Raw genomic sequence first — 22860 nt, 5'->3', positions numbered from 1 at the left:
CTCCCTTGGAGTAAAAATGCTTGTTATTCATCTATAAATGAGGAGATTATGGCATCGTGAAGTATAGGTCTAAGCTGCCTAATGGGATTGTCTCTGCCGTAATGAACCGCATTCGTAAGAAACACAACGACGAGCTCCCGTACGGGGTCGATCCACAGACTCGTACCGGTAAAGCCCGTATGGCCGAAACTGCCGATGGACCAGTTCGGTCCGCAAGCGAGTGTCGAATCGCGGCCGTCCTGTATTTGCCATCCAAGGCCGCGTCCCTCAAACGGGAATTTCGTGCACGCGTCTACATTCGTTCGGGTTAAGAGCGGGAAACGTTCGGGGTAGAGCCAGCACAACGCATACCGTGCCAAGTCTTCGGCTGATGCGAACAAGCCTGCGCTGCCGGACACGCCCCCAAGGCGACAGCAGGTTTCATCGTGAACTTCGCCTATGATGTATTTGCCGCCGTCCCATTCCGTCGGGGCAATCCGATCTTTCCAATTCCCGGGCGGATTGAAGCGGCAATCCGTTAGGCCGAGCGGCGCGAATATTTCATCTTTAGCGAAAACGTCCAAATTTTTGCCGGTGACCAGCGAGACGATCCATCCGAGAATGATCATGCCCACATCGCTGTATTGCACGCGACTGCCCGGTTCGAATTCCAGCGCCTGCGAGAGGATTTCCTGCCGGACATCCCTGTCCGCATACCGTTCCCGATAACCGGGAAGCGAGGCCGGCAATCCGGAGGTGTGCTGCAAGCAGTGTCCGATCGTCACCTCCGCGTGGCGAAATTCCGGTATAAACTGCTGTACCGGGTCGCTCAGAGACAGCTTCGACGATTGGACCAGCAGTATGACAGCAGGCAAAGTGACGACCACTTTCGTCAGAGAAGCGACATCAAACAAGGTCGATAGTGAAGAACTGCCGAACGAGCATTGGACCCTCTTCTTATTCTTGACTCGAATATCCAGCACGGCGCCAGGAATCCGCTTCTCCCGAATCCAACTGTTAATTAATCGGTTCAATGTATCCATTGCGCTTTGAAGGGCTCACGGCTTTTCTTGTTCTTTCCAGCAATTTTACCGTTTCATCGTAATGCAGTTGGGCGATGCCCACATACAAAATATCGATGACATTTAATTGCGTAATGCGGGAAGCCATCGCTCCGCTCCGTATGCTCTTCTCCAATGAACTGGTGAACAATCGGACGTTTGCCAACTCGGAGACGGGATTGCTGCCGAACTTGGTGAGGGAAATAATCGTAGCTCCGTTTTGCTTCGCAATCGAGAGTGAGCCGATAATGTCTTCCGTCTGCCCCGAATATGAAACGCCGAACGCCACATCCCCCTCCTTCAAATTGGCTGCGAGCGTAGCTTGCGAGTTAAAATCAAACGCAGCCTCGCACCATCGGTCGATACGCGTCAGTTTTTGCATGAAATCCTGGGCGATGACGGCGGAAGCGCCTATGCCAAAGACGCATATTTTTCTGGCTGCGCCGATTGCTTCAATAGCTCGTTCTACCTCTTCGGCCGACAGAACCGACAGCGTATCCTGAATAGACTGGGCGTTGTTGTGAGAAATCGAGTTAATTAAAGCCGTCACCGAGCTATTAGGCTGAATTTCCTGATAAGTGTCCGCTTCCTTGGAAGCTTGCGCCGATTGTGCCAAATCCGCGACAATCCGCATTTTCAAATCCTGGAACCCTTTGAAATGAAGCGAGCGTGAAAGTCGAACAATGGTAGCTTCGCTGACACCAGTCAGCTCTGCAAGCTTTTGAACGGATAGATTCACGATTTGCTCCGGATGCTCCAGAATAAAATCGGCTACAATCCGTTCCTGGGGTTTTAACGTGTGGATAACTTCCTTGATACTCACGAGCCCACCATGCATAGCGGATCCCACCTTTAATTAATCAATCGTTTGGAACTGGATGATCGTTGTTTACCGGTAACAACTCATGGGATAATAATAAATCAATATTTCATAAATATCAATAAAATTATAAAATAAAATTTCATAATCTGCTTTGATGGTGTTATGTATATGTCATTTTAAGTGTTAATAAAGTAATTTTGTGTTAGTTTAACTCACGTAAAATCATTATGCTTTACTTTCCTTACGAAAAAAGGTACAGTAAAACGTATATATGGGATTACCGGAGGAGCCTGCCAACAGCGGGCTCTTTTTGTCTTTTTTTCAAAATCAACGGGTTTATAAGGGGGAGTATATGGAACAGCAAGCTATTTGGGCAATTGGCATCTTTTTGGCTATTTATGCAATGATTATTTCTGAAAAAATTCACCGTACCGTTCTGGCTATGCTCGGAGCCGTTTTGATGGTCGTTCTGGGCATTGTGGACCAGGAAACGGCGCTGCATCACATTGACTTCAATACGCTGGGGCTGCTTGTCGGGATGATGATTATTGTAGGCGTGACCGCCGAAACCGGACTGTTCAAATATATAGCCGTGAAAGCGGCCAAGTCCGCCAAGGGGAAGCCGGTCAGCATCATGATCGCGCTTGTTGCCATTACGGCAGTCGGCTCGGCGTTTTTGGACAACGTCACGACCGTCCTGCTCATGGTCCCGGTCACGCTCGGCATTACGAGACAGCTTCGCGTAAATCCCGTCCCATTTCTGATCACGCAAATCATTGCGTCGAATGTAGGCGGTACGGCCACTCTAATCGGCGATCCGCCCAATATTATGATCGGCAGCGCGGTCAAAGAGCTGACTTTTATGGCGTTCATCTATAATTTGGCGCCACTGGCGGTCATTATTATGTTGACTTATATCCCTTTGTTCATATGGATGTTCGGCAAGCAAATTCGTACCACGCCCGAGCTGCAGCGGAGCATGATGGACATGGACGAAAATTCCATGATTACCGACCGCAAGCTGCTGATCAAATGCCTCGTCGTGCTCGGACTAACGATGCTGGGTTTCTTCCTTCATCAAGCTTTGCATTTGGAGTCGGCGACCGTAGCGTTAAGCGGCGCGTTCCTGCTGCTGCTTTTGACCGGGGAGACGATGCTGGAAAAAGCGTTCCATAGCGTCGAATGGATGACCCTGTTTTTCTTTGTCGGTTTGTTTGTACTTGTCTCAGGACTGGTGGAAACCGGAGTGATCGCCCGGCTGGCGGCAAAGGCCATACAATTTACAGGGGGCGATCCGCTTGCGACCTCTATGCTGATTCTCTGGCTAAGCGCAATTGCTTCCGCATTCCTGGACAACATTCCTTTCGTCGCCACGATGATTCCGATGATTCAAGAGATGGGGAATCTGGGGGTTATCCATCTGGAGCCAATATGGTGGAGCCTTGCCCTGGGCGCATGTCTTGGCGGCAACGGGACATTGATCGGAGCGAGCGCCAACTTGATCGTAGCCGGGATGGCCGGAAAAGAGGGGTATCCGATCACATTTGTAAAATATATGAAGTACGGATTTCCGTTGATGATTCTATCCATACTGCTGTCCAGCGCGTATATTTATTTCCGTTATTTTGTTATTTGATGTAAAATACGAGCTCGTTAAACTCTTGTGGTCATTGGCCGGGCATCACCCGGTCTCTTTCTATTCCCAGGCACATCAAGTTTAAAAGGGGGGAGGATTGGGGAGAAAGGATACTAAAAAGCTTAAAAAAACCGCAATTTCCACGGTTTAGAAAAGGATTAAACATGGACAAACCTTCCCAAAAGAAGTATAGTAATGGCATAAACATCGTAAAAAACGAGGAGTTGATGGCCATGGCAGTAGTCGAGAAAAACATGGCATCGCGGACGAAGCAAATAACAGAGAGTAATACAACACGTGTTCCGCTTTCCCAAGCTATTAAAAAAATTGGTGTACGATCAGCTTTTGGTGTAACGGCTGTTGATCTGCATCGTTATGATCGGAAGGGAAAGTAAGGATGAGTTTTGTTGTAACTGCTGAGAGTGTTCTCCGAGAGAATGTTACACAAGCATCCGTTTACTTGGATGCTTGTTTTATTTTGGCCGCTATAAACGTTGAGGATAGGCGACATGATTTAGTGCTGGATGTATTAGACCATATGGCAGACCAAGGGGTATGTTGGATTACCAATATACACGTAGCTTCTGAGGTTGTCAGTAATTTATTTAAAATCAAAATTCTACGCGCTTTACAAGTGTATCATGAAAAGGTTGTTTCTATCCCGGAGAATCGTCGAAAGCCACTAACTGCGGAACAAAAGGATGAAATCATCGATCAAAGTGCGATAGCCTCGATTTACACACAAGCAAAGGCGAAGGATTATTTGACCATAAAAGGTCGCTATGTTAGTGTGAAGCCGTATGAACTTGTGAAATTTTTGAAGCAGCTTCCCCGTCAGAGGGCGTTGCTTGCAAGTTTTTATAAAAGCGCAACGCAAACATTTGAAGAGTTTAAGGGGCTTCTTCGTGAATATGGTTTCCATGTTCAGTATGTTCAATCAGATGAATCTACTGAGCAATTGGCACTTGCGTATTCATATTTATTTCAGGTTGATATGCCCGATGCCATCCATCTTGCGAGTGCCCGTTGGAACCATTGTGATTTATTTCTGACATTGGACGGAGATTTTGAGGTTGGTAACTACAACGAAGAGGACGTTAGTTTGCTGCCTAAGGATTTAATCGGCAGGAGCATAAGGATTTATAAAGTGGCTTAAGTAGACGGGAGAATAAATTTCTCAGCGTCTTTTTTATTTTTGTAATAAAGGATAAAATGTTCAGTTCCTTTCTATCCCGAATCCGCCGCAGTCGATTTGCTAAGGATCTCTTGTTGCCATATGTTGTTGTATAAGCAAGACTCTCCGCCGGTATCCTTTCAAAAGATTCCTGCTTCGAGGCTTACCCAAAGTAAGTTTGGAGGTCGGGTGGCTTTCGCTTGCCCATAATTTGCTGAAGGAAGCAGCAGTAAACGCAAAAAGCAAAGGAGTTAGGCACATGCAAGCCGCTTAACTCCTTTGTTTATTTTAAAAATCATTTTTTGAGTATCAAACGTATCCTACGCCTCTTTAATTTTTACTTATGGAACAACCTCGTACCCGCGTAACGTTAATCCAAATTTTTCAGCCATGCGGCAAGCGCTTCGCCAACTTCATCGGGTGCGTCTTCTTGGGGATAGTGGCGGCCTGGCACAGTAACTTCGATCTGCGATGGCCATGTACGGCAGAAATCGATGTGGGATTGCGGCAATAAGCCGGGGTCGCATTGAACGAATAGTTTGGGAACAGCGCTTTGCGCCAGCCATTCTCCATACTCGGTGACAATCTCCGTTATATCAGCCGGATCTCCGTCGAACGGAAGTTGGCGTGCCCAGCTGAGCATAGGACGGCGGCTTTCGCCCGGCTCCAGGAACGGTCGACGGTACTGTGCCATCTCTTCATCCGTCAGCTTGCGCAATATGTTGACCGGCAAGTTGAACTCGATGAACGAATTTTGCACTAACACCATTCGCTCTCCTTCCGGCGTCCGGAGCGTCTGGAAGATTTTGCGTCCAGTCTCCGGAATTTCACTCCAACTGCGCGGCTTAATAATCGCCTCCATGTATGCGATGCCTTTGACCGCGTCGGGATGCCGCTTACTCCAGTCGAAGCCCAGTGCCGATCCCCAATCGTGCACCACGAAAGTCACACGCTCGCTCACGCCAAGCTGATTGAGCAGCTCGTCAAGATAGCGGCGGTGCTCGGCAAAGGTGTATGCGTGAGGCCCGCTGTCCGGAAGCTTTGCGGAATCGCCCATTCCAATGAGATCGGGCGCAATGCAGCGGCCAAACTTCCGGGCATAAGGAATAATGTTGCGCCAGAGATAGGAGGATGCCGGATTGCCGTGCAGGAAAACAATCGGGTCACCGCTTCCTTCCTCCACATACGCCATCTCTAACCCGAATACTTGATTTCGCTTTTTCTCATAAGGGAATGCCTCGTTAATCATGTTTCATCTCTCCTCCTACTCGGTCAGATTGCGAAGCACGATGTTCAGCAGGCTCAGTAAAAAGTCATACTCCTCATCGGTAATGCCTTTCCGGGTTTTGTTCTTAACGCGGGCCAGTGCTTCCTGCACCTTAGGTACCACCTCACGTCCCGAGTCCGTCAAATAGAGCAGATGATAGCGGTTGTCGGCGGGATCGGCTTCTCTCCGCACGTAACCTTCTGCTTCCAGCTTGGTAATCGCCTTAGCGGTAGTCGTTTTGTCGATGAGCAGTTTCTCGCTTAGCGCCTTCTGAGTGATTGGTTGCTGAAACGCAATCGCCATCAGAAAAATATACTGTCCGCTTCCGATTCGATATGGCGCCAACTCGGCTGAGATGAATATCTGCATGTGCCGATAGATGGCTGAAATGTATTGACCGTGCGATTCCGCTGGACCCTTGTCATTTTGTCTCCAATGCTCGCTCAAATTAGCCTCCTCCTTGTTTGTGAAAATAGGATGTTATTGCGACTAATTTCACTATACGGCAAATAGGATGTTATTGCAACTAATTTTTTTGTGAGACTTATCCAGTTAGCCGATAATTATGCTATCGCCTTGTTGGATTGTTGCACAATCTCCCGTTACTTCAACGAACTGGAGCAGGCGCTGCGGCACCTGCTCCAATCTCCTCGCTGTCAGTAACGGCAACGCTTCACGCTAAATCAGCCGCGCTTTTTGCCGACCAAAACGGTCAAATCGATTGTGACCTCCATAATCTCCATTGCACGAACTCTTTGCAGGCGCTCTGCCCGCGCTCCCCATGTTAACGGCGTCATGCGCACCAAATGTTCAATAAGGGGCTGGCGCAGATGAGCTTTGTAGTGCAAACGCTTGGTTTCCAGCAGTTCGAAATGCATGCCGAAGCGCTCCTGCGTGTCGCGATTGGAGTACGCCTGTTTGCCGGTTTGATCGTAAAAAAGGGCCCGCAGCTCTTGCAAATAACTGCTCCCGGGTATGACCTTGATCAGCTTCCCGCCACCTTTGAACAATCTTTGAAATTCCGAATAGTTGGAAGGTGAGAGGATGTTAAGAATAAAATCGAATTGCTTATCGGCGAGCGGGCATTTGGCCAGATCGGCTGCGCACCAAATCGAATCGGCGTCGTTTTTGGCGGCCAGGACGATTGCTTCTTTGGATATATCGAGGCCGACTCCGAGCACGTCTTTCTCGGTCGCACGGGCGATTATCTTTTTGATGCACGATAAATGAGACCCTTCGCCGCAGCCGGCGTCGAGCACTTTTGTCGTATCGCATTTTGTTCCAAGCGCATGAATGATCTGCTCGGAAATATACGCATCCACCGGCTTCCAAAAGCCGCTGGCGCCAATGGCCCTGCGGGACTCGAAAAGCTGCTTGTCATATTTCGTTGCGACAGGGCGGGGCAGCAAATTGATATACCCGCGTTTGGCCAGATCGAAGCAATGCTTATTCGGACATACGAAACTTTTACCGTCGTTCGCGGCATTCATTGAAGCGAAGCATAGCGGACATCGGAAAATATCGCGAAAAGAAGCGATAAAATGAGCGGTATTCATAAAAAAAAGCACCCCATTCATTCGGATTCGGTGAATGAAAAAAGGCACAGACAAATAAACCTGACCTTTGAATTTGAAAAAAAGGCCGGTTTTATGATCTGCACCTCACATTACCGCAAACGAATGAATTGGATGATCATAGCTGTGAATCGCTCCTGTTCTGCAAGTCAATCTGGGGGAATCCCCATCTCATCATATATCATTAGAGGCTTGTAAATAAAGTATTGCAATATATGTCCGTTTTCATATAATAGTAATTATTACTATTAATATTTTTGCGTAGAAAGTGTAGGGGAAAGAGAACGATGAAACGACGGGTAACTCAATTAATTGTGGCGGCCGCCGTAAGTGCGATAGCATTGACCGGCTGCGCCAAGTCTGCGGGAGATTCCGCTGCGGGAGCGGATGCGGCGAAACCGAAAGCCATCACGCTGTCCTGGGCCAAAGATGTCGGCAGCCTGAATCCGCATCTGTATGCGCCGAACGAGCTTTTCGCCCAGGCGATGGTGTATGAGCCGCTTGTGAAATACGGAGCGGATGGCAGCATGCAGCCTGCGCTGGCTGAGAGGTGGGACGTTGCGCCGGACGGCAAAACTTACACGTTTCATTTGCGCCAGGGCGTGAAATTTTCCGATGGCTCGGCATTCGATGCGGCGATTGTGAAGAAAAATTTCGACGCCGTATTGGCTAACGGCAAGCGCCATAGCTGGCTGGAGGCGGTAAACGAAATCCGGCAAACGGAAGCGGTGGATGCGCAAACTTTTAAGGTGGAGCTGAAAAATGCATACTATCCGTTCCTGCAGGAGCTGTCGCTTATTCGTCCGCTTCGCATCCTCGGCAATGCCGGCTTTCCCGATGACGGGAGTACGGCCCAGACGATCAAACAGCCGATAGGAACGGGCCCTTGGGTGCTGACCGACTATAAAAAAGACGAACAAGCGGTATTTACGCGCAATGAACATTACTGGGGCGAGAAGCCGAAGTTGGAAAAGGTGACGATCAAAATCATTCCCGACCCGCAGGCCAGGGCGATGGCGTTGGAGAATAAAGACATCGATATGATTTTCGGCAGCGGTCAGTTGACCCCGAATGCGTTCAAATCGCTGAAGGATATGGGCAAATACCAGACGTACGTCTCCGAGCCGCTGTCCACGCGATCGCTGGCGATCAACTCGAACAGAGGTCCGACGCGGGAATTGGGCGTGCGCCAGGCTCTTGAATACGCGCTGGACAAAAAGACCGTGATCGAGCATGTGCTCAATGGCATCGAGAAGCAGGCTGACACGCTGTTTGCGCCGACTTTGCCTTACAGCAGCGTGAACTTGAAGCCGTACGAGTACAATTTGGGAAAAGCAAAATCGCTTTTGACTGAAGCGGGTTGGGTAGAGGTGGCCGGCAAGCCGTTTCGCGAAAAAGACGGGAAAGTGCTGGAGCTCGATCTGGCCTATGACAGCAACGACCAGGTTCAAAAAACGATTTTTGAGTACATGCAGGGAGAATGGCGCAAAATCGGGATCAAAGGCAGCATGATAGGCGAAGAGAAGCAAGCTTTTACGAACCGGCAAAAAGAAGGCGCATTTAATCTCGCTTTCAACGAAACGTGGGGCATTCCTTACGATCCGCATACGGTCGTGGCCTCGATGCGCGAGTCGGGTCATGCCGACTATCAGGCGCAGGCGGGCTTGCCGATGAAAAAAGAAATCGACGATAAAATTACGCAAGTGATCACGAGCACCGACGAGAAAACGAGGCAGGAACTGTATACATACATTTTGACGACATTGCATGAGCAGGCGGTGTACCTGCCGATCTCCTACACGGTCAATGTGGCTGTTGCGAACAATCATGTGAGCGGTGTTTCATTTTACCCGATGCAGTTTGAAATTCCTTTCGATGCGTTCGACATCAAATAGGTGCGGTCATGGTATCCTTTGTGGCCGGAAGAATCGGCAGTATGCTGGTTGTCGTCTTGGGAATAACGATCGTAGCTTTTTTGTTAATCCGGCTTATCCCGGTTGATCCGGCGGAAGCTTACCTGAATTTGTCCAAAGTGCCCGTTACGCAAGCTGCGCTTGAGGCGGCACGCAAGGAGCTCGGGCTCGACCGCTCTTTGCTCGAACAGTACGTTCAGTGGATGCGCGATGCGGCGCGTCTGGATTTCGGCGTTTCTTTTATATCGAAAAAGCCTGTATTGGCCGAGCTGGGAGCGCGCTTCGCAGTGACGGCTCAGCTTGGGGCCGTATCCTTCGTTTTGATGCTGCTGATCAGCGTGCCGGCAGGCATTTGGTCTGCGATCCGCAAAAACGGCTGGTTCGATCGGATAACCCGGCTCGGCGTATTTGCAGTCGCCTCGATGCCGAGTTTTTGGCTGGCGTTTATTTTGGTGTATTGGCTCGGATTGAAGTGGGGCTTATTTCCGCTCATGGGACGGGGGACGGTGGCGCATATGGTGCTGCCGTCTCTCGCGCTGGCGCTCACCTACAGCACGTATTACATCCGGCTCATTCGCACGGGCATGCTGGAGCATATGGAACAGCCGCACGTCCGGTACGCGCGGTCGCGCGGAGTGCGGGAACCGCTCGTCATCGTCCGCCATGTGCTGAAGAGCGCGCTGCTGCCCGTCGTGACATCGCTCGGGATTACGCTGGGCCATCTGCTCGGGGGCACCGTCATCGTTGAAAACGTATTTGCCATCCCGGGCATCGGCCGATACTTGATCGAGTCGATGATGAACCGGGATTATGCGGTTGTGCAATGTTTTGTGCTGCTGATCGGCGTCTTTTTCGTCGTCGTCAATTTGCTGGCCGAGATCGTCTGCGCCATCATCGATCCGCGCATTCGCACGAAAGGAGCGTGACGGCATGGGCGAACGCTTTAACCTCAAGCTTCGACGTCCGGCGGCGCTGATGATCAGCGGGATTTGCCTGCTGGCGCTCGTGATGATGGCCGTGCTCGGTCCGTACTTGATGCCGCACGATCCGTATGAGGTCGATATCGTCCGCAAATTGCAGCCGCCTTCCTGGGAGTACCCGCTGGGTACGGACCATCTGGGCCGCTGCGTCTGGTCGCGGATCATCGCCGGCGCGCGCGTATCGCTCGCTGCGGCTTTTGTCGTTACAGCGATCACTCTTGTGCTGAGTCTGATCGTCGGAATCGCTGCGGGCTATAGGGGAGGCCGGTTGGACCGGCTTTTGATGCGCATTTGCGATTTGTTTCTTGCTTTTCCGAGCTTGATTTTCGCACTGGCTATTGTCGGTTTGCTGGGCGGCGGCGTGGTGAATCTGGTCGTTGCGCTGGTCGTCGTCAATTGGGTCGGCTACGCGAGGATGATCCGGACGTCGGTCGTCAGTTTAAAAGAGCGGAATTATGTGCTGTCTGCGCAAATCACGGGAGCTTCCGGCTTCGGAATTGTGCTTCGGCATATTGTGCCGTTCGTGCTGCCGCAAATGATGGTGGTTCAATTTTTGCAGATGGGTGCGGTCATTTTGCAAATTTCGGAATTGTCGTTTCTCGGTTTGGGCGTGCAAGCGCCGATGGCCGAATGGGGGATGATGATCAACGACAGCAAATCTTTGATGGGCAGCCATCCGCTGCTGATGATCGCGCCCGGGATGATGATCTTCGCCACCGTGGTGGCGTTCAGTTGGTTCGGCGACGCGCTGCGCGATACGCTTGATCCGAAATCCGTCTAAACGATAGGAGTTGTGTATGGGACTACCAATATTGCTGGATATCCGGCGATTGCAAGTTGATTTGCCTGTCCCCGGAGGGGCGGCGAAGCGCGTTGTGAACAATGTAAGCTTGGCGCTCGGTCAGGGGCGGGTGCTGGGGATCGTCGGAGAGAGCGGAAGCGGCAAAACGATGATATGCTCGGCGATTGTCCGCTTGCTCGGCGCAGGGCAGCGGGTCAATGGCAGCATCCGCTTTCGCGGCGAGGAATTGCTGGACCTGCCCGCCGAGAAAATGCGCCGGCTGCGCGGGCGCGACATAGCCGTTATTATGCAAAATCCGATGTCCGCCTTCAATCCGATGATGACGGTGGGCGGCCATTTTATCGAGACGATTCGCGCCCATTTGCCCATGCGAAAAGCGGAAGCTCGCGAGCTTGCGGCGGCGCAAATCCGGCGGTTCCGGCTGCCGCATGGCGAAAGGCTGCTGAGCATGTACCCCTTCGAGCTGAGCGGGGGGATGCTGCAGCGGGCGATGATCGCCATGGCCGCTTGCCTGAATCCGGCGCTGCTGATCGCCGACGAGCCGACGACCGCGCTCGACACGACCACACAGGCCGCTATCCTGGACGAGCTGCAAATGCTGCGCGGGCAGAGCGGCATGGGCATGCTGCTCGTGTCCCACGATCTTGGCGTCATCGCCAGGCTTGCGGACGAAGTGGCCGTGATGCGTAAGGGGCGGCTGCTGGAAAAAGGCCCGGCAGCGCTGCTGCTGAACCGCCCGCGCCATCCGTATACGCAGGCGCTGCTTGGGGCGCGGGAAGGCGGTGTCGACGGCAGCGTCGGCGTGGCGGCCGATTGGCACGAGGCCCAGCCCGCAAACACAGAAGGGGATGGCGCTGCGGACGATGGTTTGTTCGAGGCGGCGCCCGGGCATTGGGTGTCGAATTTCGGGGGCGGGGTGAAACGATGAACATATTGGAACTGAATCACGTGTCAAAAACGTACCGCTCCCGCCGGCTTGGCTGGAACCGCCGCACTGTGATCGAGGCGGTAAAAAACGTCTCCCTTCGCCTCGACGAAGGGACGTGCCTTGCGCTCGTCGGCGAAAGCGGCTCAGGCAAAAGCACGCTGGGCAAAATCGTGCTCGGACTGGAGCGCCCGGACAGCGGGGAAGTGCTGTTTCTGGGCCGTCGGCTGCATGACGTCTCGGCCAAGGAGCGCAAGCAGCTGCGACGCGACATGCAGCTGGTGTTTCAGGACGTTCACAGCGCGGTCAATCCGCGCATGAACGTGCAGAGCATCATCGCCGAGCCGCTGCGCGTTCACGAGCGAATGACTGCGCCTGCGCAGCGGCAACGCGTCCGCGAGCTGCTGGAAGCGGTCGGCCTGCACGGCGACGACGCCGGGAAATACCCGCACGAGTTCAGCGGCGGGCAGCTGCAGCGGGTCGGCATCGCCCGCGCGATTGCCCTCCGGCCGAAGCTGATCGTGCTGGACGAGGCGGTCAACAGCCTGGACGTGCTCGTGCAGGCCGGTATTTTGCGGCTGCTCGGCCGGCTGAAGGAGCAGTTCGGCCTGTCGTATTTATTCATCTCCCACGACTTGTCGGCCGTGAGGGTTCTTGCCGACCGCGTAGCGGTCATGGAGCGGGGCGAAATCGTCGAGACGCTGGATGACGCATCGCGGCTTGACGAACTGCGCCACCCGGCCGGCCGGCGGTTGCTCCAGGCGGTGCTGCCGATCCGCCCGCAGCGGCCCGTTCCGCTATGACGAATCCTAGGGCTTTGCTGCCGCCGGATAATAAACGCAGGCCGTGCCGGATTTGCCGCCCCGGCCCTGCAGATCGCCGCCGCAAATATTCGTGCGTCAGGAAAGCTTATAGCTACGAGTTAGACATCCCTTGAACTCGAATGATTAACATGCCCTCCCTTATAGGGGGCGATGGAAGTTACCGCCTAAGCCGGTGCCGGTGGTTACAATTCTTCGATTTTTCGGAGCGGCGCAAACTATCTCCTCGAATGTCTCGCTATCATCGTTGTCCTGTGATTTTTTGAATGCCCCGCTATCGTCGTTGTCCTGCGATTTTTGGCATGCTTGTACTTTGCTCACATTTGAATGCGCTTTCATTTTGTTGTTGAAGGCACATTTGTGAGAATTTTGAGAGAGATGCCTGGTAAAATGCAGGAGGGATTGCGTGTAAGTTCAGCTAGAGGAGGAGAATGGGAGTTATGAATCGGAGATATGCAAAACCGGCTGCAGGAAAGCTATGGGTGTGGGGCCTTGTATTTATTATGGTCTGTAATACATTACTCACATTTCCTGTGCAAGCAGCGGAACTATGGAGTCAATATGCCAAGATCGGATCGACCGGCAATAATGCGCTCGGCGGGTTTTCGAATCCGACCGGAGTAGCGGTAGACAGCAGTGGGAATGTATATGTGGCGGATAACAATAACCATCGTATCCAGAAGCTGGATACAGCCACCGGAGTGTGGAACGAGTGGAAAAAGAGCGGGGATGGGCCGGCGTATGGAAGCGGTTTGGGCGAGTTTTCCAATCCGGCAGGCGTAGCGGTAGGCGTCAGCGGGAACGTGTATGTGGCGGATACCAGTAATCATCGCATTCAGAAGCTGACGGTATCCACAGGAGTATGGAGCGAATGGAAGAAAAGCGGAGGGGGCGCGGGAAGCGGCCTGGGCGAGTTTAATAATCCGAGAGGCGTGGCTGTAGACAATAGCGGGAATGTGTATGTGGCGGATGCCTGGAATCATCGCATTCAGAAATTGGATGCAGTTACTGGCGTGTGGAGCGAGTGGAAGAAGAGCGGGGGCGGCAAAGGGAGCGGGTTAGGCGAGTTTAATTTTCCATCCCGCGTTGCGCTGGACAGCAGCGGCAATATGTACGTGGCGGATACCGGCAACCATCGCATTCAGAAGCTGACGGTAACCACAGGAGTATGGAGCGAGTGGAAGAAGAGCGGAGGGGGCGCGGGAAGCGGTCCGGGCGAGTTTAATAATCCGTACGACGTTGCCGTAGACAACAACGGGAATATATACGTGGCCGAGTATAGCAACCATCGCATTCAAAAGCTGACGGTATCCACAGGAGTATGGAGCGAGTGGAAGAAGAACGGCGGTGGTTCGGGCAGCGGCCTGGGAGAGTTTAATCAACCCAAAGGCATAGCGGTGGATGGAAGCGGGAATGTGTATGTGGCCGATTCTGGCAATGAGCGCATTCAGAAGCTGACGGTATCCACAGGAGTATGGATCGAATGGGTATATAGGGGAGCGGTTGCCGGCAAAGGCTTGGGCGAGTTTAGTTATCCGAGCGGTGTGGCGGTGGACAGCGAGCGGAATGTGTATGTGGCCGATTACGATAATCATCGCATCCAGAAGCTGACGGTTTCCACAGGAATATGGAGCGAGTGGAAGAAGAGCGGAGGCGGTTCGGGTGACGGTCTTGGAGAGTTTGAGAATCCGACCGACGTTGCTGTAGACAGCAATGGGAATGTATACGTGGCCGATCGTGATAACCACCGTATCCAGAAGCTTACGGCATCCACGGGAGCATGGAGAGAGTGGAAGAAGAGCGGAGGCGGCAAAGGAAGCGGCCGTGGGGAATTTGATTATCCGAGCGGAGTGGCGGTAGATCGCAGCGGGAATGTGTACGTGGCGGATACGAATAACAGTCGTATTCAGAAGCTGGATGCAGTCACGGGAGTATGGAGCGAGTGGAAAAAGAGCGGAGGGGGCGCGGGAAGCGGCCTCGGAGAATTTTATGGACCTTCCGGCATCGAGGTGGACGGCAGCGGAAATGTGTATGTAGCGGATACCAATAACCACCGTATCCAGAAGCTGACGGCAGCTACAGGAGTATGGAGTGAGTGGAAGAAGAGCGGCGGCGGTTCGGGGAAAGGCCTTGGAGAATTTGACGAGCCTTACAGCGTGGCGGTAGATGCCGGCGGGAATGTATACGTTGCTGACATGAGCAACAATCGCATCCAGAAGCTGGACGTTTCCACGGGGGTGTGGAGAGAATGGAAGAAGAGCGGAGGCGGAGAGGGAAGCGGCCTTGGGGAATTTATTAGTCCAAGCGGTGTAGCGATAGATAGCGGAAACACTGTATATGTCGCTGATTTCGGCAACCACCGTATCCAGAAATTATCTGAGATAACTACCCCTCCGGACGTACCGACCGATGTAAAATCGGAGGTGGCAGTAGGCCAATCGCAAGCAACGGTGAGTTTTACGGCCCCGCTCAACGATGGAGGCAGCCTCATAACCGGCTATACGGTAACTTCAAGTCCGGGAGGATTGACGTGGACGGGTACAAGCAGCCCAATCACGGTTACGGGCTTAACGTATGGGACGGCATATACGTTTACGGTTGTAGCGACGAATAGCGCAGGAAACTCCGGCCCTTCGGCCGCATCGAACAGCGTGACACCGACAGCGCCGGGAGTGCCTGCTGCGGTACCTGACGCCCCGACGGGCGTAACCGCCGTTGCAGCCAACGGCGGAGCGAAGGTAAGCTTCAATGCGCCATCCAGCAATGGAGGCAGTGAGATCGTCGGCTACACCGTGACCTCGATTCCGGGAGGACTGACTGCAACCGGAACCGGCAGCCCAATCACAGTTACGGGCTTAACGTATGGCACGACCTATACGTTTACTGTGGCGGCGATTAACAGCGTTGGCAGCAGCCCTGTTTCTGCCGTTTCTAATACCGTAAGACTGGAGATCCCTTCCGACGGCGACAGTGGTGGAAGTACGCCGCCACAGTCGACGCCTTCGACTACATCGCAACCTGATAAAACGGGCGTTACCGTTCTCATTAACGGCAGATCGGTGAATGTTGGGACAGCCAAGGTGACGAGCGTAAATTCACAGACGGTAACAACCATCAGCATTGACCGGGACAAGCTGGGGGATCTACTCGCGAAGGAAGGGCGATTCGCTGTGGTGACGATGCTGGCGGATGCCAAATCCGATGTCGTGCGCGGAGAGCTTGACGGACAGATGATCAGCAAAATGGAACTGCAGCAAGCGGTATTGGAAATAAAAACAGATAAAGCGACCTATAACTTACCGGCCGGGCAGATCGACATCCAATCGATTTCGAATCAGTTGGGCAAATCGGCAGCCTTGGAGGATATCAAGATTCAAATCGAAATTGCTGTGTCAAAAACGCCGGCGCAAGGGGTTCTGAAAGAATCCGGGGAGGGAAAAATTTCGGTCGTTGTCCCGCCGCTTGATTTTACGGTAAGAGCTCTTTATAAGGACAAGACGATTGAAGTCAACGGGTTCAAAGCTTATGTTGAACGTACAATAGCGATTCCGGATGGCGTTGATCCTGACAAAATCACAACTGGTGTCGTGGTTGAAACGGATGGAACGCTGCGCCATGTGCCGACCAAAATCGTGCGGCTGGACGGCAAGCTTTATGCCAAGATAAACAGCATAACGAATAGCGCCTATTCTGTCGTATGGCATCCGGTTGAGTTTAAGGATGCGGAGGCGCACTGGGCCAAAGAAGCGATAAACGATATGGGATCGCGTATGATCATCAATGGCGTCGGCAAAGGCTTCTTCAATCCCGATCAAGATATTACACGAGCGGAGTTTGCGGCAATTTTGATTCGCGGATTAGGACTGCAGCCAAAAGCAGGGGCACTGTCTTTCTCTGACGTTAATTCGAAAGATTGGTATGCCGGCGCGGTTGGAACGGCCTTCGCGTACAACCTGATTAGCGGTTTTGAAGACGGCACCTTCCGCCCGAATGATAAGATTACACGCGAACAAGCGATGGTGATCATGGCCAGAGCAATGGCTATTACAGGGCTCAAAGCGAAGTCTTCCGCAAATGCAGGACAGCTATTGAACTCCTTCACCGACGCGGGTACGATATCGAATTGGGCGAAGAACGGGATTTCCGACTGCTTGGCATCCGGGATCTTTTCCGGACGAAACGGCGCCGTGCTGGATCCTGGAGCATTCATATCGAGAGCGGAGGTTTCCGTTATTGTTCAAAGACTTCTGCAAAAGTCGGATCTGATTTAGTGCGGAATCCCGCTGCGTCATTGACTCTCCGGCGGTGTTTGTGTAAGATAAAAATACGCTTAATTTCCGGTTTAACGAATCGGAAAGCGGGGGAACCAATCTTTTTGGGGCGAATCATGATGTTTATGTAGGGAACCATCTTTCCCGAGCCCGGCAGCTAACCTCGTCAGCAGTAGGTGGGTCATAGTTGCATTGTGTTATATTCGCATTTGCTGACCCGTTTATTCGGGTCTTTTTGTGTTCATTTGGACCCGACGTATAGTTTCGGCCCGGAGGCATCGACATGTCCTCTTGCCGGCTATAAGACGGGTCATTTTTATTTCGCAGCTTTGATCCGCGGAAGGAGGAGATAGACAGCCGTCTTGGATTCGTTGAAAGCCAACATTCTGTCTTTTCAAGGAGGATGAAATATGCCGCAACCGAAATATATTACCGATATTGATAAAATCCTGGAGATTCCCGAACGCGATCGAACAAGGTTGAAGCAAATAACGGAAAAATTCGTGTTTCGCGTAAACGATTATTACTTGAAACTGATAGATTGGAACAACCCGGAAGATCCGATCAAGAAATTGATCATTCCCAATGACGGGGAGCTGTCCGAATATGGAAGGTGGGACGCGTCGGATGAGGACACGAATTATGTCGTTCCCGGCTGCCAGCATAAATACAGGACGACGGCCCTTTTGATCGTATCCGAGGTTTGCGGCGCTTACTGCCGCTATTGTTTCCGCAAGCGGTTGTTCCGCAACGATGTCAGCGAGGCGATGTCGAACGTCGACCCGGGGCTGGCCTATATCGCCCGGCACAAGGAGATCAACAATGTGCTGCTGACGGGAGGGGACAGTTTGATCCTTTCCACGGCAAGGCTGAACGGCATCTTCGAACGGTTGAGAGCGATCGACCATGTGAAGATCATTCGGCTCGGCTCGAAAATTCCCGTGTTCAATCCGATGCGGATCTACGAAGACGAGAAGCTGCTGGAGTCCATCCGGAAGCATTCCGACTCGGAGCGACGCATCTACGTGATGGCGCATATCAATCATCCGCGCGAAATTACGGCGGAAGCGAAGAAGGGATTTGAAGCGCTCCATCAAGCGGGAGCGATTGTCGTGAACCAAACGCCCGTTCTAAAAGGGATCAACGATCGGCCCGAGGTGCTTGCGGAGCTGCTGGATGAGCTTTCGTGGGCGGGTGTCACGCCTTATTATTTTTTCATTAACCGGCCCGTCGCCGGCAATAAAGATTTCGTACTGCCGCTGGAACGCGTGTACCGGATCGTGGAAGAGGCGAAGGCCCTCACGTCCGGCCTGGGCAAGCGTGTCCGCCTATCGATGAGCCACACTTCCGGCAAAATCGAAATTTTAGCCATCGAGAATGGGAAGGCTTATTTGAAATACCATCAATCCCGGGACGACCAGTACGGAAAATTTATGGCGCTCGACTGCCCTGAGCATGCGGCCTGGTTCGATGATTTGCCCGGAAATGAGCAGTTCTGGAACAAGCCGAAAAAGAAAAACGATAACATTGTCTCCGCCAACGAATTGCTAAGCCGCTAACCGTTTTCTCATGCGCCGCCGCTAACCGTACCTGTACCCGAGAGGGGGCCGCGCCTCCGTCTCGGGACGTAGGGAAAATCGTTCCAGGGGTGCTGGCGGAGCAAACCGATTTATTCTAGAATGAAGTAAATATTGATTTTATGGAATAGCGGAGGTATACGGTGGATAAGAAGACGCTGCTTGGAGCACTTCTCGTCTTGGCGGGAATTTTCTTCTTCTTTACGAGTCAGGGAAATGCGATGGATCCTGGGATGGTGTTCGCCTATTTTTGGCCAAGTTTGTTTGTCATTCCTTTGGGGCTCCTGTTTCATTGGATGTATTTCTATGCGACTCGGCGGCGCGGGGCCGGATTGTTGATTCCGGGAGGGATTCTCCTTGTGGCCGGAGGCGTATGCCAGATTTCCATGCTGTTCGACATCTGGGAGTATACGTGGCCGGGATTCCCGCTGGCGGTAGCGTTCGGGCTGCTGGAGTTTTACTGGTTCGGCGGCAAAAACAGATGGATCCTCCTTCCCGTCTTTATTCTGGGAAGCGTTTCGGTGATCTTTTTCGCCATCTTCACGCTTGGGAGTATCATCAGCCTGAACATTATGGGGCAGTCTTCGCTGGCGATCGGGTTGATTGTCGTAGGGTTGATCGTTATGTTGACCAAGAAACAAGGGTACGACGCATAAGTGCTTTTGCCGGCAGGCCGCTTCCAATCGGGAGCGGCTTTTTTGCCGTCGCGTTCGAGCGGTTTTCGGCGAGCCTGGCATGCTCTTGCCGGAGGGTGACCAGGCGGCGGGAGGTGGCTGGGGCGGAGCTGAGGCTGCTTGATAGCATGCACCGCGCAGCTCCCGGCGCGCGTTGATGCGCTGCTTGATGGCGGTCGGTTGATCATATTTGTTGTGATATTTGTGTTACATATACAAAAACAAGGCTTCTTTTTGTGCAGATTTATGTAATGTATTTTAACGTGTAGTTAGTTATTGACAGCGAAAAAGTGCGGTGATACTATGTAAAAAATAATAAATGTTAGAAATTATAACATTAAAGCGCGATAACTCTTGTATAAGCTCATTAATATGGTGTGAGCGTTTCTACAGGCAACCGTAAATTGCCCCAGGCTATAAGAGGCAGCAGTTAACGAATTCCTTTCCCTTTGGGCGCATCGCTGTGTTCAGGTAGGGGATTGTCCGTACTGCGCCTCTTGTCTCTGGGGTTATTTGCAATACGCGCAGGTGACCTCGGAAGGAGTGAACGAATATGAACAACATGTGTGCCAGGCTGAATGAGTCGATCAGCAGCGCAAAAACAGTAAAGATTATGAAAGACCGCGATACCGTCTACGATTTTAAGTTGTATCCCTTTGGGGAGCGGGGGACGTATATCGTTCCCGAGCTGCTGACGGAGATTACGGACAATCTCGCGGAGAGCATTTTGGAGCAATTTCCGGAATTCGACTATATCGTTTCGCCGGAGCCGGGCGGTCATACGTGGGGGATGCTGACGGCCTACAAGCTGCAAAAACCGATGAACATTCTCAGGCTAAGCACGGGATTGTACGAAGATTTCCAAATTTGCATAAAACGGGAGACCGCATATAACGAAAATTATATTTATTTTGACGGTTTCCAAAAAAATGACCGCGTGTTGATCCTCGACGATGTAATCAGCTCGGGCTCTACGATTCGCTCTATTGTCAAGCAATTGGAAGAAATGGAAGTCAGGCTTGTCGGCGTGCAAGTCATTCTCGTCAAAGGCGAGCATTACCGGAAGCTCGAGGATGACTTCGGGATTCCGACGCGGTTTTTAAGTAAGGTATAATCGGCAGAACTTTATTTTGGGAGAGGATGGACATGGCGTTTTATTACGAGCGGCCCTCAAGAACTTTCAGCGAATTTTTGCTTGTTCCCAATCTGACCGCGAAAAATTGCATTCCGGAAAATGTAAATCTCCGAACCCCCGTAACAAAATTCAGGAGCGGCGAGCGGCCCGCGCTGGAAATGAATCTTCCTGTCACTTCGTCGATCATGCAGGCCGTATCGGATCATGAAATGGCGATCGCTTTGGCCAAATGCGGCGGCATTTCGTTTATTTACGGCTCGCAGCCGATCGAGCAGCAGGCGGAGATGGTGAAGAAAGTTAAAAAGTTTAAGGCAGGCTTTGTCGTCAGCGACTCCAATCTGAGGCCCGGGGACACGCTGAAAGATGTGCTGCGGCTCAAGGCGGACAGCGGTCATTCCACCATCGCCATTACGGAAGACGGGCTGCCGACCGGCAAGCTGATGGGCATCGTTACCAGCAGGGATTACCGCGAAAACCGGACCCCGCACCACACTCCGATCTCTCAGCTCATGACCCCGTTCTCTTCCCTGATCTATGCCGAAGAAGGCATTACGCTGTCCGAGGCTAACGATATGATCTGGGAGCACAAGCTCAATTGCCTGCCTGTTGTCGACAAAAACGGCAACCTGCTGTATCTCGTTTTCCGCAAAGATTACGACAGCGGGTGGGAACACCCGCTGGAACTGCACGACGAGAACAAGCAGCTGATTGTGGGGGCTGGCATCAATACCCGAGACTTCCGCGAGCGGGTTCCGGCGCTGATCGAAGCCGGGGCGGATATTTTCTGCATCGACTCCTCGGACGGCTATTCGGAGTGGCAGGCGGATACGATCCGCTATATCAAGGATACGTTCGGGGATCGGGTCAAGGTCGGCGCCGGCAATGTCGTGGATAGCGACGGCTTCCTCTATTTGGCGGAGGCGGGCGCGGATTTCATCAAGGTCGGCATCGGCGGCGGCTCGATCTGCATCACCCGCGAGCAGAAAGGCATCGGACGCGGCCAGGCGTCCGCGGTCATGGAAGTCGCCGAAGCGAGACAGCGGTACTTCGAGGAGACGGGCGAATACGTCCCGATCTGCTCCGACGGCGGCATCGTCCACGACTACCACATCGTGCTCGCTCTGGCGATGGGGGCGGATTTTGTTATGCTGGGCAGATATTTCGCCCGCTTCGACGAGAGCCCCGGACGCAAAGTTCTGATCGGCGGCAATTTTGTCAAGGAGTATTGGGGCGAGGGCTCAAGCCGGGCGCGCAACTGGCAGCGGTACGATTTTGGCGGCGAAGGCAAGGAATCCAAGCTGGAATTCGAGGAAGGCGTCGATTCGTTCATCCCTTACGCCGGCAGGCTGAAAGACAATCTGGATATCACCGTCAGCAAAATCAAATCCACCATGTGCAACTGCGGCGCGATTTCTATTCCCGAGCTGCAGCAAAAGGCCAAAATTACGCTAGTCTCCTCGACCAGCATTGTTGAGGGCGGGGCGCATGATGTCATCCTGAAGGAACAGGACCGGTCGAACTGATACCGGCATCGGAAAAGGGGGCTGGATGGTGACGGAAGCAATCAAAAAAGTGCTGGTCAGCAAAGCGGAACTGCATCGCAAGGTGCAGGAAATGGGCAGGGAGATAACCGCGGATTATCGCGGCAAAGACCTGGTGCTTATCGGTATTTTGCAGGGCGGCGCGGTGTTTATGGCCGATTTGATGCGGGAGATTGCGTTCCCTGTCGAGACGGACTACATGTCGGTTTCCAGCTACGGCAGCGGCTCGCAAACTTCGGGAGAGATCACCGTCAAGAAAGATACCGATGTGGATGTAGTGGGCAAGGACGTTCTTATTGTGGAGGACCTGGTCGAATCCGGGTTCACCCTGAAATTTCTGAGAGAGCTGTTTCTGGCCCGCCAAGCCCGCAGCGTCAAAATATGCACGATTCTCGACAAGCCTTCCGGCCGCCGGGTCGAAGTCCATGTCGATTACAAAGGCATCGAGATTCCCGACGAGTTCGTCGTCGGATATGGCCTCGACTATGCCGGCAAATACCGCAATTTGCCGGAAGTATGCGCGCTCGACGCGAGCGTGCTGGCGAAGTAGGGAAGCGGCGAGAGGCCGCCTCTTTCCCGGAGCGGGTAGCCGGGGGTTAGATCAATGTTGTCAGGTTAGTAGATTTTGGTATAGTAGAGGTAAACGATAGAAACGGATGATAGCGCGTGAAAAAAACGGAAAAACGGCCTTATCCCGTGTGCTTAAC

Annotated in this window: 19 protein-coding genes and 2 riboswitches; of the genes, 14 read left to right on the top strand and 5 right to left on the bottom strand. The window is 52.6% G+C overall.

Going from position 1 to position 22860, the window contains the following annotated elements; genetic code table 11:
• Positions 1-23 precede the first annotated feature (23 nt).
• Positions 24-1013, bottom strand: a complete 990-nt coding sequence (locus AC0LWT_RS29035) for a serine hydrolase domain-containing protein (protein WP_474684784.1) — start codon at positions 1011-1013, stop codon at positions 24-26.
• The gene (locus tag AC0LWT_RS29030) at positions 997-1878 is read right to left on the bottom strand and encodes a MurR/RpiR family transcriptional regulator (RefSeq protein ID WP_474684783.1); all 882 of its coding nucleotides are present in this window, start codon (positions 1876-1878) and stop codon (positions 997-999) included. The genes AC0LWT_RS29035 and AC0LWT_RS29030 overlap by 17 nt, the downstream gene beginning before the upstream one ends.
• A 337-nt stretch (positions 1879-2215) precedes the next feature.
• Between AC0LWT_RS29030 and AC0LWT_RS29025 the strand changes: the two genes are divergently transcribed.
• The 3 genes from AC0LWT_RS29025 to AC0LWT_RS29015 all read left to right on the top strand — a co-directional run bounded on the left by AC0LWT_RS29025 (position 2216) and on the right by AC0LWT_RS29015 (position 4655).
• Entirely contained in the window at positions 2216-3499 is a 1284-nt protein-coding gene (locus AC0LWT_RS29025; RefSeq protein WP_474684782.1) for an ArsB/NhaD family transporter, read from the top strand.
• Between the two features lie 164 nt (positions 3500-3663).
• Positions 3664-3894, top strand: a complete 231-nt coding sequence (locus AC0LWT_RS29020; RefSeq protein WP_474684781.1) for a hypothetical protein — start codon at positions 3664-3666, stop codon at positions 3892-3894.
• 2 nt (positions 3895-3896) lie between these two features.
• Positions 3897-4655, top strand: coding sequence for a type II toxin-antitoxin system VapC family toxin (locus tag AC0LWT_RS29015; RefSeq protein WP_474684780.1), 759 nt, complete (start codon positions 3897-3899; stop codon positions 4653-4655).
• Between the two features lie 388 nt (positions 4656-5043).
• Here the strand turns inward: AC0LWT_RS29015 and AC0LWT_RS29010 are convergent, their stop codons facing one another.
• The 3 genes from AC0LWT_RS29010 to AC0LWT_RS29000 form a co-directional block, all read right to left on the bottom strand.
• Positions 5044-5922 carry a haloalkane dehalogenase gene (locus tag AC0LWT_RS29010; protein WP_474684779.1) on the bottom strand — a complete coding sequence of 293 codons (879 nt, stop codon included), beginning with the start codon at positions 5920-5922 and terminating at the stop codon, positions 5044-5046.
• 15 nt (positions 5923-5937) lie between these two features.
• Positions 5938-6387, bottom strand: a complete 450-nt coding sequence (locus AC0LWT_RS29005) for a MarR family winged helix-turn-helix transcriptional regulator (RefSeq protein ID WP_474684778.1) — start codon at positions 6385-6387, stop codon at positions 5938-5940.
• 236 nt (positions 6388-6623) lie between these two features.
• A complete protein-coding gene (locus tag AC0LWT_RS29000) occupies positions 6624-7496 on the bottom strand; it encodes a putative RNA methyltransferase (protein WP_474684777.1) in 873 nt (290 codons plus the stop codon).
• A 305-nt stretch (positions 7497-7801) separates the two neighbouring features.
• On the opposite strand from AC0LWT_RS29000, the gene nikA reads away from it, so the two are divergent.
• The 11 genes from nikA (at position 7802) to hpt (ending at position 22703) form a co-directional block, all read left to right on the top strand.
• Positions 7802-9409 (top strand): nickel ABC transporter substrate-binding protein, encoded by a 1608-nt coding sequence (gene nikA, locus AC0LWT_RS28995; protein ID WP_474684776.1) that lies wholly within the window; start codon positions 7802-7804, stop codon positions 9407-9409.
• A gap of 8 nt (positions 9410-9417) precedes the next feature.
• Positions 9418-10353 (top strand): nickel ABC transporter permease, encoded by a 936-nt coding sequence (gene nikB / locus AC0LWT_RS28990; protein WP_474684775.1) that lies wholly within the window; start codon positions 9418-9420, stop codon positions 10351-10353.
• Positions 10354-10357: 4 nt separating this feature from the next.
• Positions 10358-11188 (top strand): ABC transporter permease, encoded by an 831-nt coding sequence (locus AC0LWT_RS28985; RefSeq protein ID WP_474684774.1) that lies wholly within the window; start codon positions 10358-10360, stop codon positions 11186-11188.
• A 16-nt stretch (positions 11189-11204) separates the two neighbouring features.
• Entirely contained in the window at positions 11205-12137 is a 933-nt protein-coding gene (locus AC0LWT_RS28980) for an ABC transporter ATP-binding protein (RefSeq protein WP_474684773.1), read from the top strand.
• A complete protein-coding gene (gene nikE, locus AC0LWT_RS28975; protein WP_474684772.1) occupies positions 12134-12937 on the top strand; it encodes a nickel import ATP-binding protein NikE in 804 nt (267 codons plus the stop codon). Before AC0LWT_RS28980 ends, nikE begins: the two co-directional genes overlap by 4 nt.
• Before the next feature lie 458 nt (positions 12938-13395).
• Positions 13396-17226, top strand: a complete 3831-nt coding sequence (locus AC0LWT_RS28970) for an S-layer homology domain-containing protein (protein ID WP_474684771.1) — start codon at positions 13396-13398, stop codon at positions 17224-17226.
• Between the two features lie 46 nt (positions 17227-17272).
• A riboswitch (cyclic di-AMP (ydaO/yuaA leader) is annotated at positions 17273-17412 on the top strand.
• Positions 17413-17636: 224 nt separating this feature from the next.
• The gene (locus AC0LWT_RS28965; protein ID WP_474684770.1) at positions 17637-18785 is read left to right on the top strand and encodes a KamA family radical SAM protein; all 1149 of its coding nucleotides are present in this window, start codon (positions 17637-17639) and stop codon (positions 18783-18785) included.
• Between the two features lie 161 nt (positions 18786-18946).
• A complete protein-coding gene (locus AC0LWT_RS28960; protein ID WP_474684769.1) occupies positions 18947-19459 on the top strand; it encodes a hypothetical protein in 513 nt (170 codons plus the stop codon).
• A gap of 352 nt (positions 19460-19811) precedes the next feature.
• A riboswitch (purine riboswitch) is annotated at positions 19812-19914 on the top strand.
• 116 nt (positions 19915-20030) lie between these two features.
• Entirely contained in the window at positions 20031-20591 is a 561-nt protein-coding gene (locus AC0LWT_RS28955; protein ID WP_474684768.1) for a phosphoribosyltransferase, read from the top strand.
• Positions 20592-20623: 32 nt separating this feature from the next.
• On the top strand, positions 20624-22135 hold the full coding sequence (locus AC0LWT_RS28950) for an IMP dehydrogenase (RefSeq protein ID WP_474684767.1): 1512 nt from the start codon (positions 20624-20626) through the stop codon (positions 22133-22135).
• A 25-nt stretch (positions 22136-22160) separates the two neighbouring features.
• Positions 22161-22703 carry a hypoxanthine phosphoribosyltransferase gene (hpt, locus tag AC0LWT_RS28945; protein ID WP_474684766.1) on the top strand — a complete coding sequence of 181 codons (543 nt, stop codon included), beginning with the start codon at positions 22161-22163 and terminating at the stop codon, positions 22701-22703.
• The last annotated feature ends 157 nt before the right edge of the window (positions 22704-22860 follow it).

It is taken from the genome of Paenibacillus sp. sgz302164 (genome assembly GCF_056120505.1).
This window is presented reverse-complemented; position numbering and strand designations above follow the sequence as displayed.

Excerpts from the sequence above, each read along its gene's own strand:
- AC0LWT_RS28950 (WP_474684767.1), top strand. The coding sequence starts at position 20,624 with ATGGCGTTTTATTACGAGCGGCCCTCAAGAACTTTCAGCGAATTTTTG.
- AC0LWT_RS29020 (WP_474684781.1), top strand. The coding sequence starts at position 3,664 with ATGGACAAACCTTCCCAAAAGAAGTATAGTAATGGCATAAACATCGTA.
- hpt (WP_474684766.1), top strand. The coding sequence starts at position 22,161 with ATGGTGACGGAAGCAATCAAAAAAGTGCTGGTCAGCAAAGCGGAACTG.
- AC0LWT_RS29030 (WP_474684783.1), bottom strand. The coding sequence starts at position 1,878 with ATGCATGGTGGGCTCGTGAGTATCAAGGAAGTTATCCACACGTTAAAA.
- AC0LWT_RS29000 (WP_474684777.1), bottom strand. The coding sequence starts at position 7,496 with ATGAATACCGCTCATTTTATCGCTTCTTTTCGCGATATTTTCCGATGT.
- AC0LWT_RS28970 (WP_474684771.1), top strand. The coding sequence starts at position 13,396 with ATGAATCGGAGATATGCAAAACCGGCTGCAGGAAAGCTATGGGTGTGG.
- AC0LWT_RS28980 (WP_474684773.1), top strand. The coding sequence starts at position 11,205 with ATGGGACTACCAATATTGCTGGATATCCGGCGATTGCAAGTTGATTTG.
- AC0LWT_RS28955 (WP_474684768.1), top strand. The coding sequence starts at position 20,031 with ATGAACAACATGTGTGCCAGGCTGAATGAGTCGATCAGCAGCGCAAAA.
- AC0LWT_RS29015 (WP_474684780.1), top strand. The coding sequence starts at position 3,897 with ATGAGTTTTGTTGTAACTGCTGAGAGTGTTCTCCGAGAGAATGTTACA.
- AC0LWT_RS28965 (WP_474684770.1), top strand. The coding sequence starts at position 17,637 with ATGCCGCAACCGAAATATATTACCGATATTGATAAAATCCTGGAGATT.
- AC0LWT_RS28985 (WP_474684774.1), top strand. The coding sequence starts at position 10,358 with ATGGGCGAACGCTTTAACCTCAAGCTTCGACGTCCGGCGGCGCTGATG.
- AC0LWT_RS29010 (WP_474684779.1), bottom strand. The coding sequence starts at position 5,922 with ATGATTAACGAGGCATTCCCTTATGAGAAAAAGCGAAATCAAGTATTC.
- nikE (WP_474684772.1), top strand. The coding sequence starts at position 12,134 with ATGAACATATTGGAACTGAATCACGTGTCAAAAACGTACCGCTCCCGC.
- nikB (WP_474684775.1), top strand. The coding sequence starts at position 9,418 with ATGGTATCCTTTGTGGCCGGAAGAATCGGCAGTATGCTGGTTGTCGTC.
- nikA (WP_474684776.1), top strand. The coding sequence starts at position 7,802 with ATGAAACGACGGGTAACTCAATTAATTGTGGCGGCCGCCGTAAGTGCG.
- AC0LWT_RS29025 (WP_474684782.1), top strand. The coding sequence starts at position 2,216 with ATGGAACAGCAAGCTATTTGGGCAATTGGCATCTTTTTGGCTATTTAT.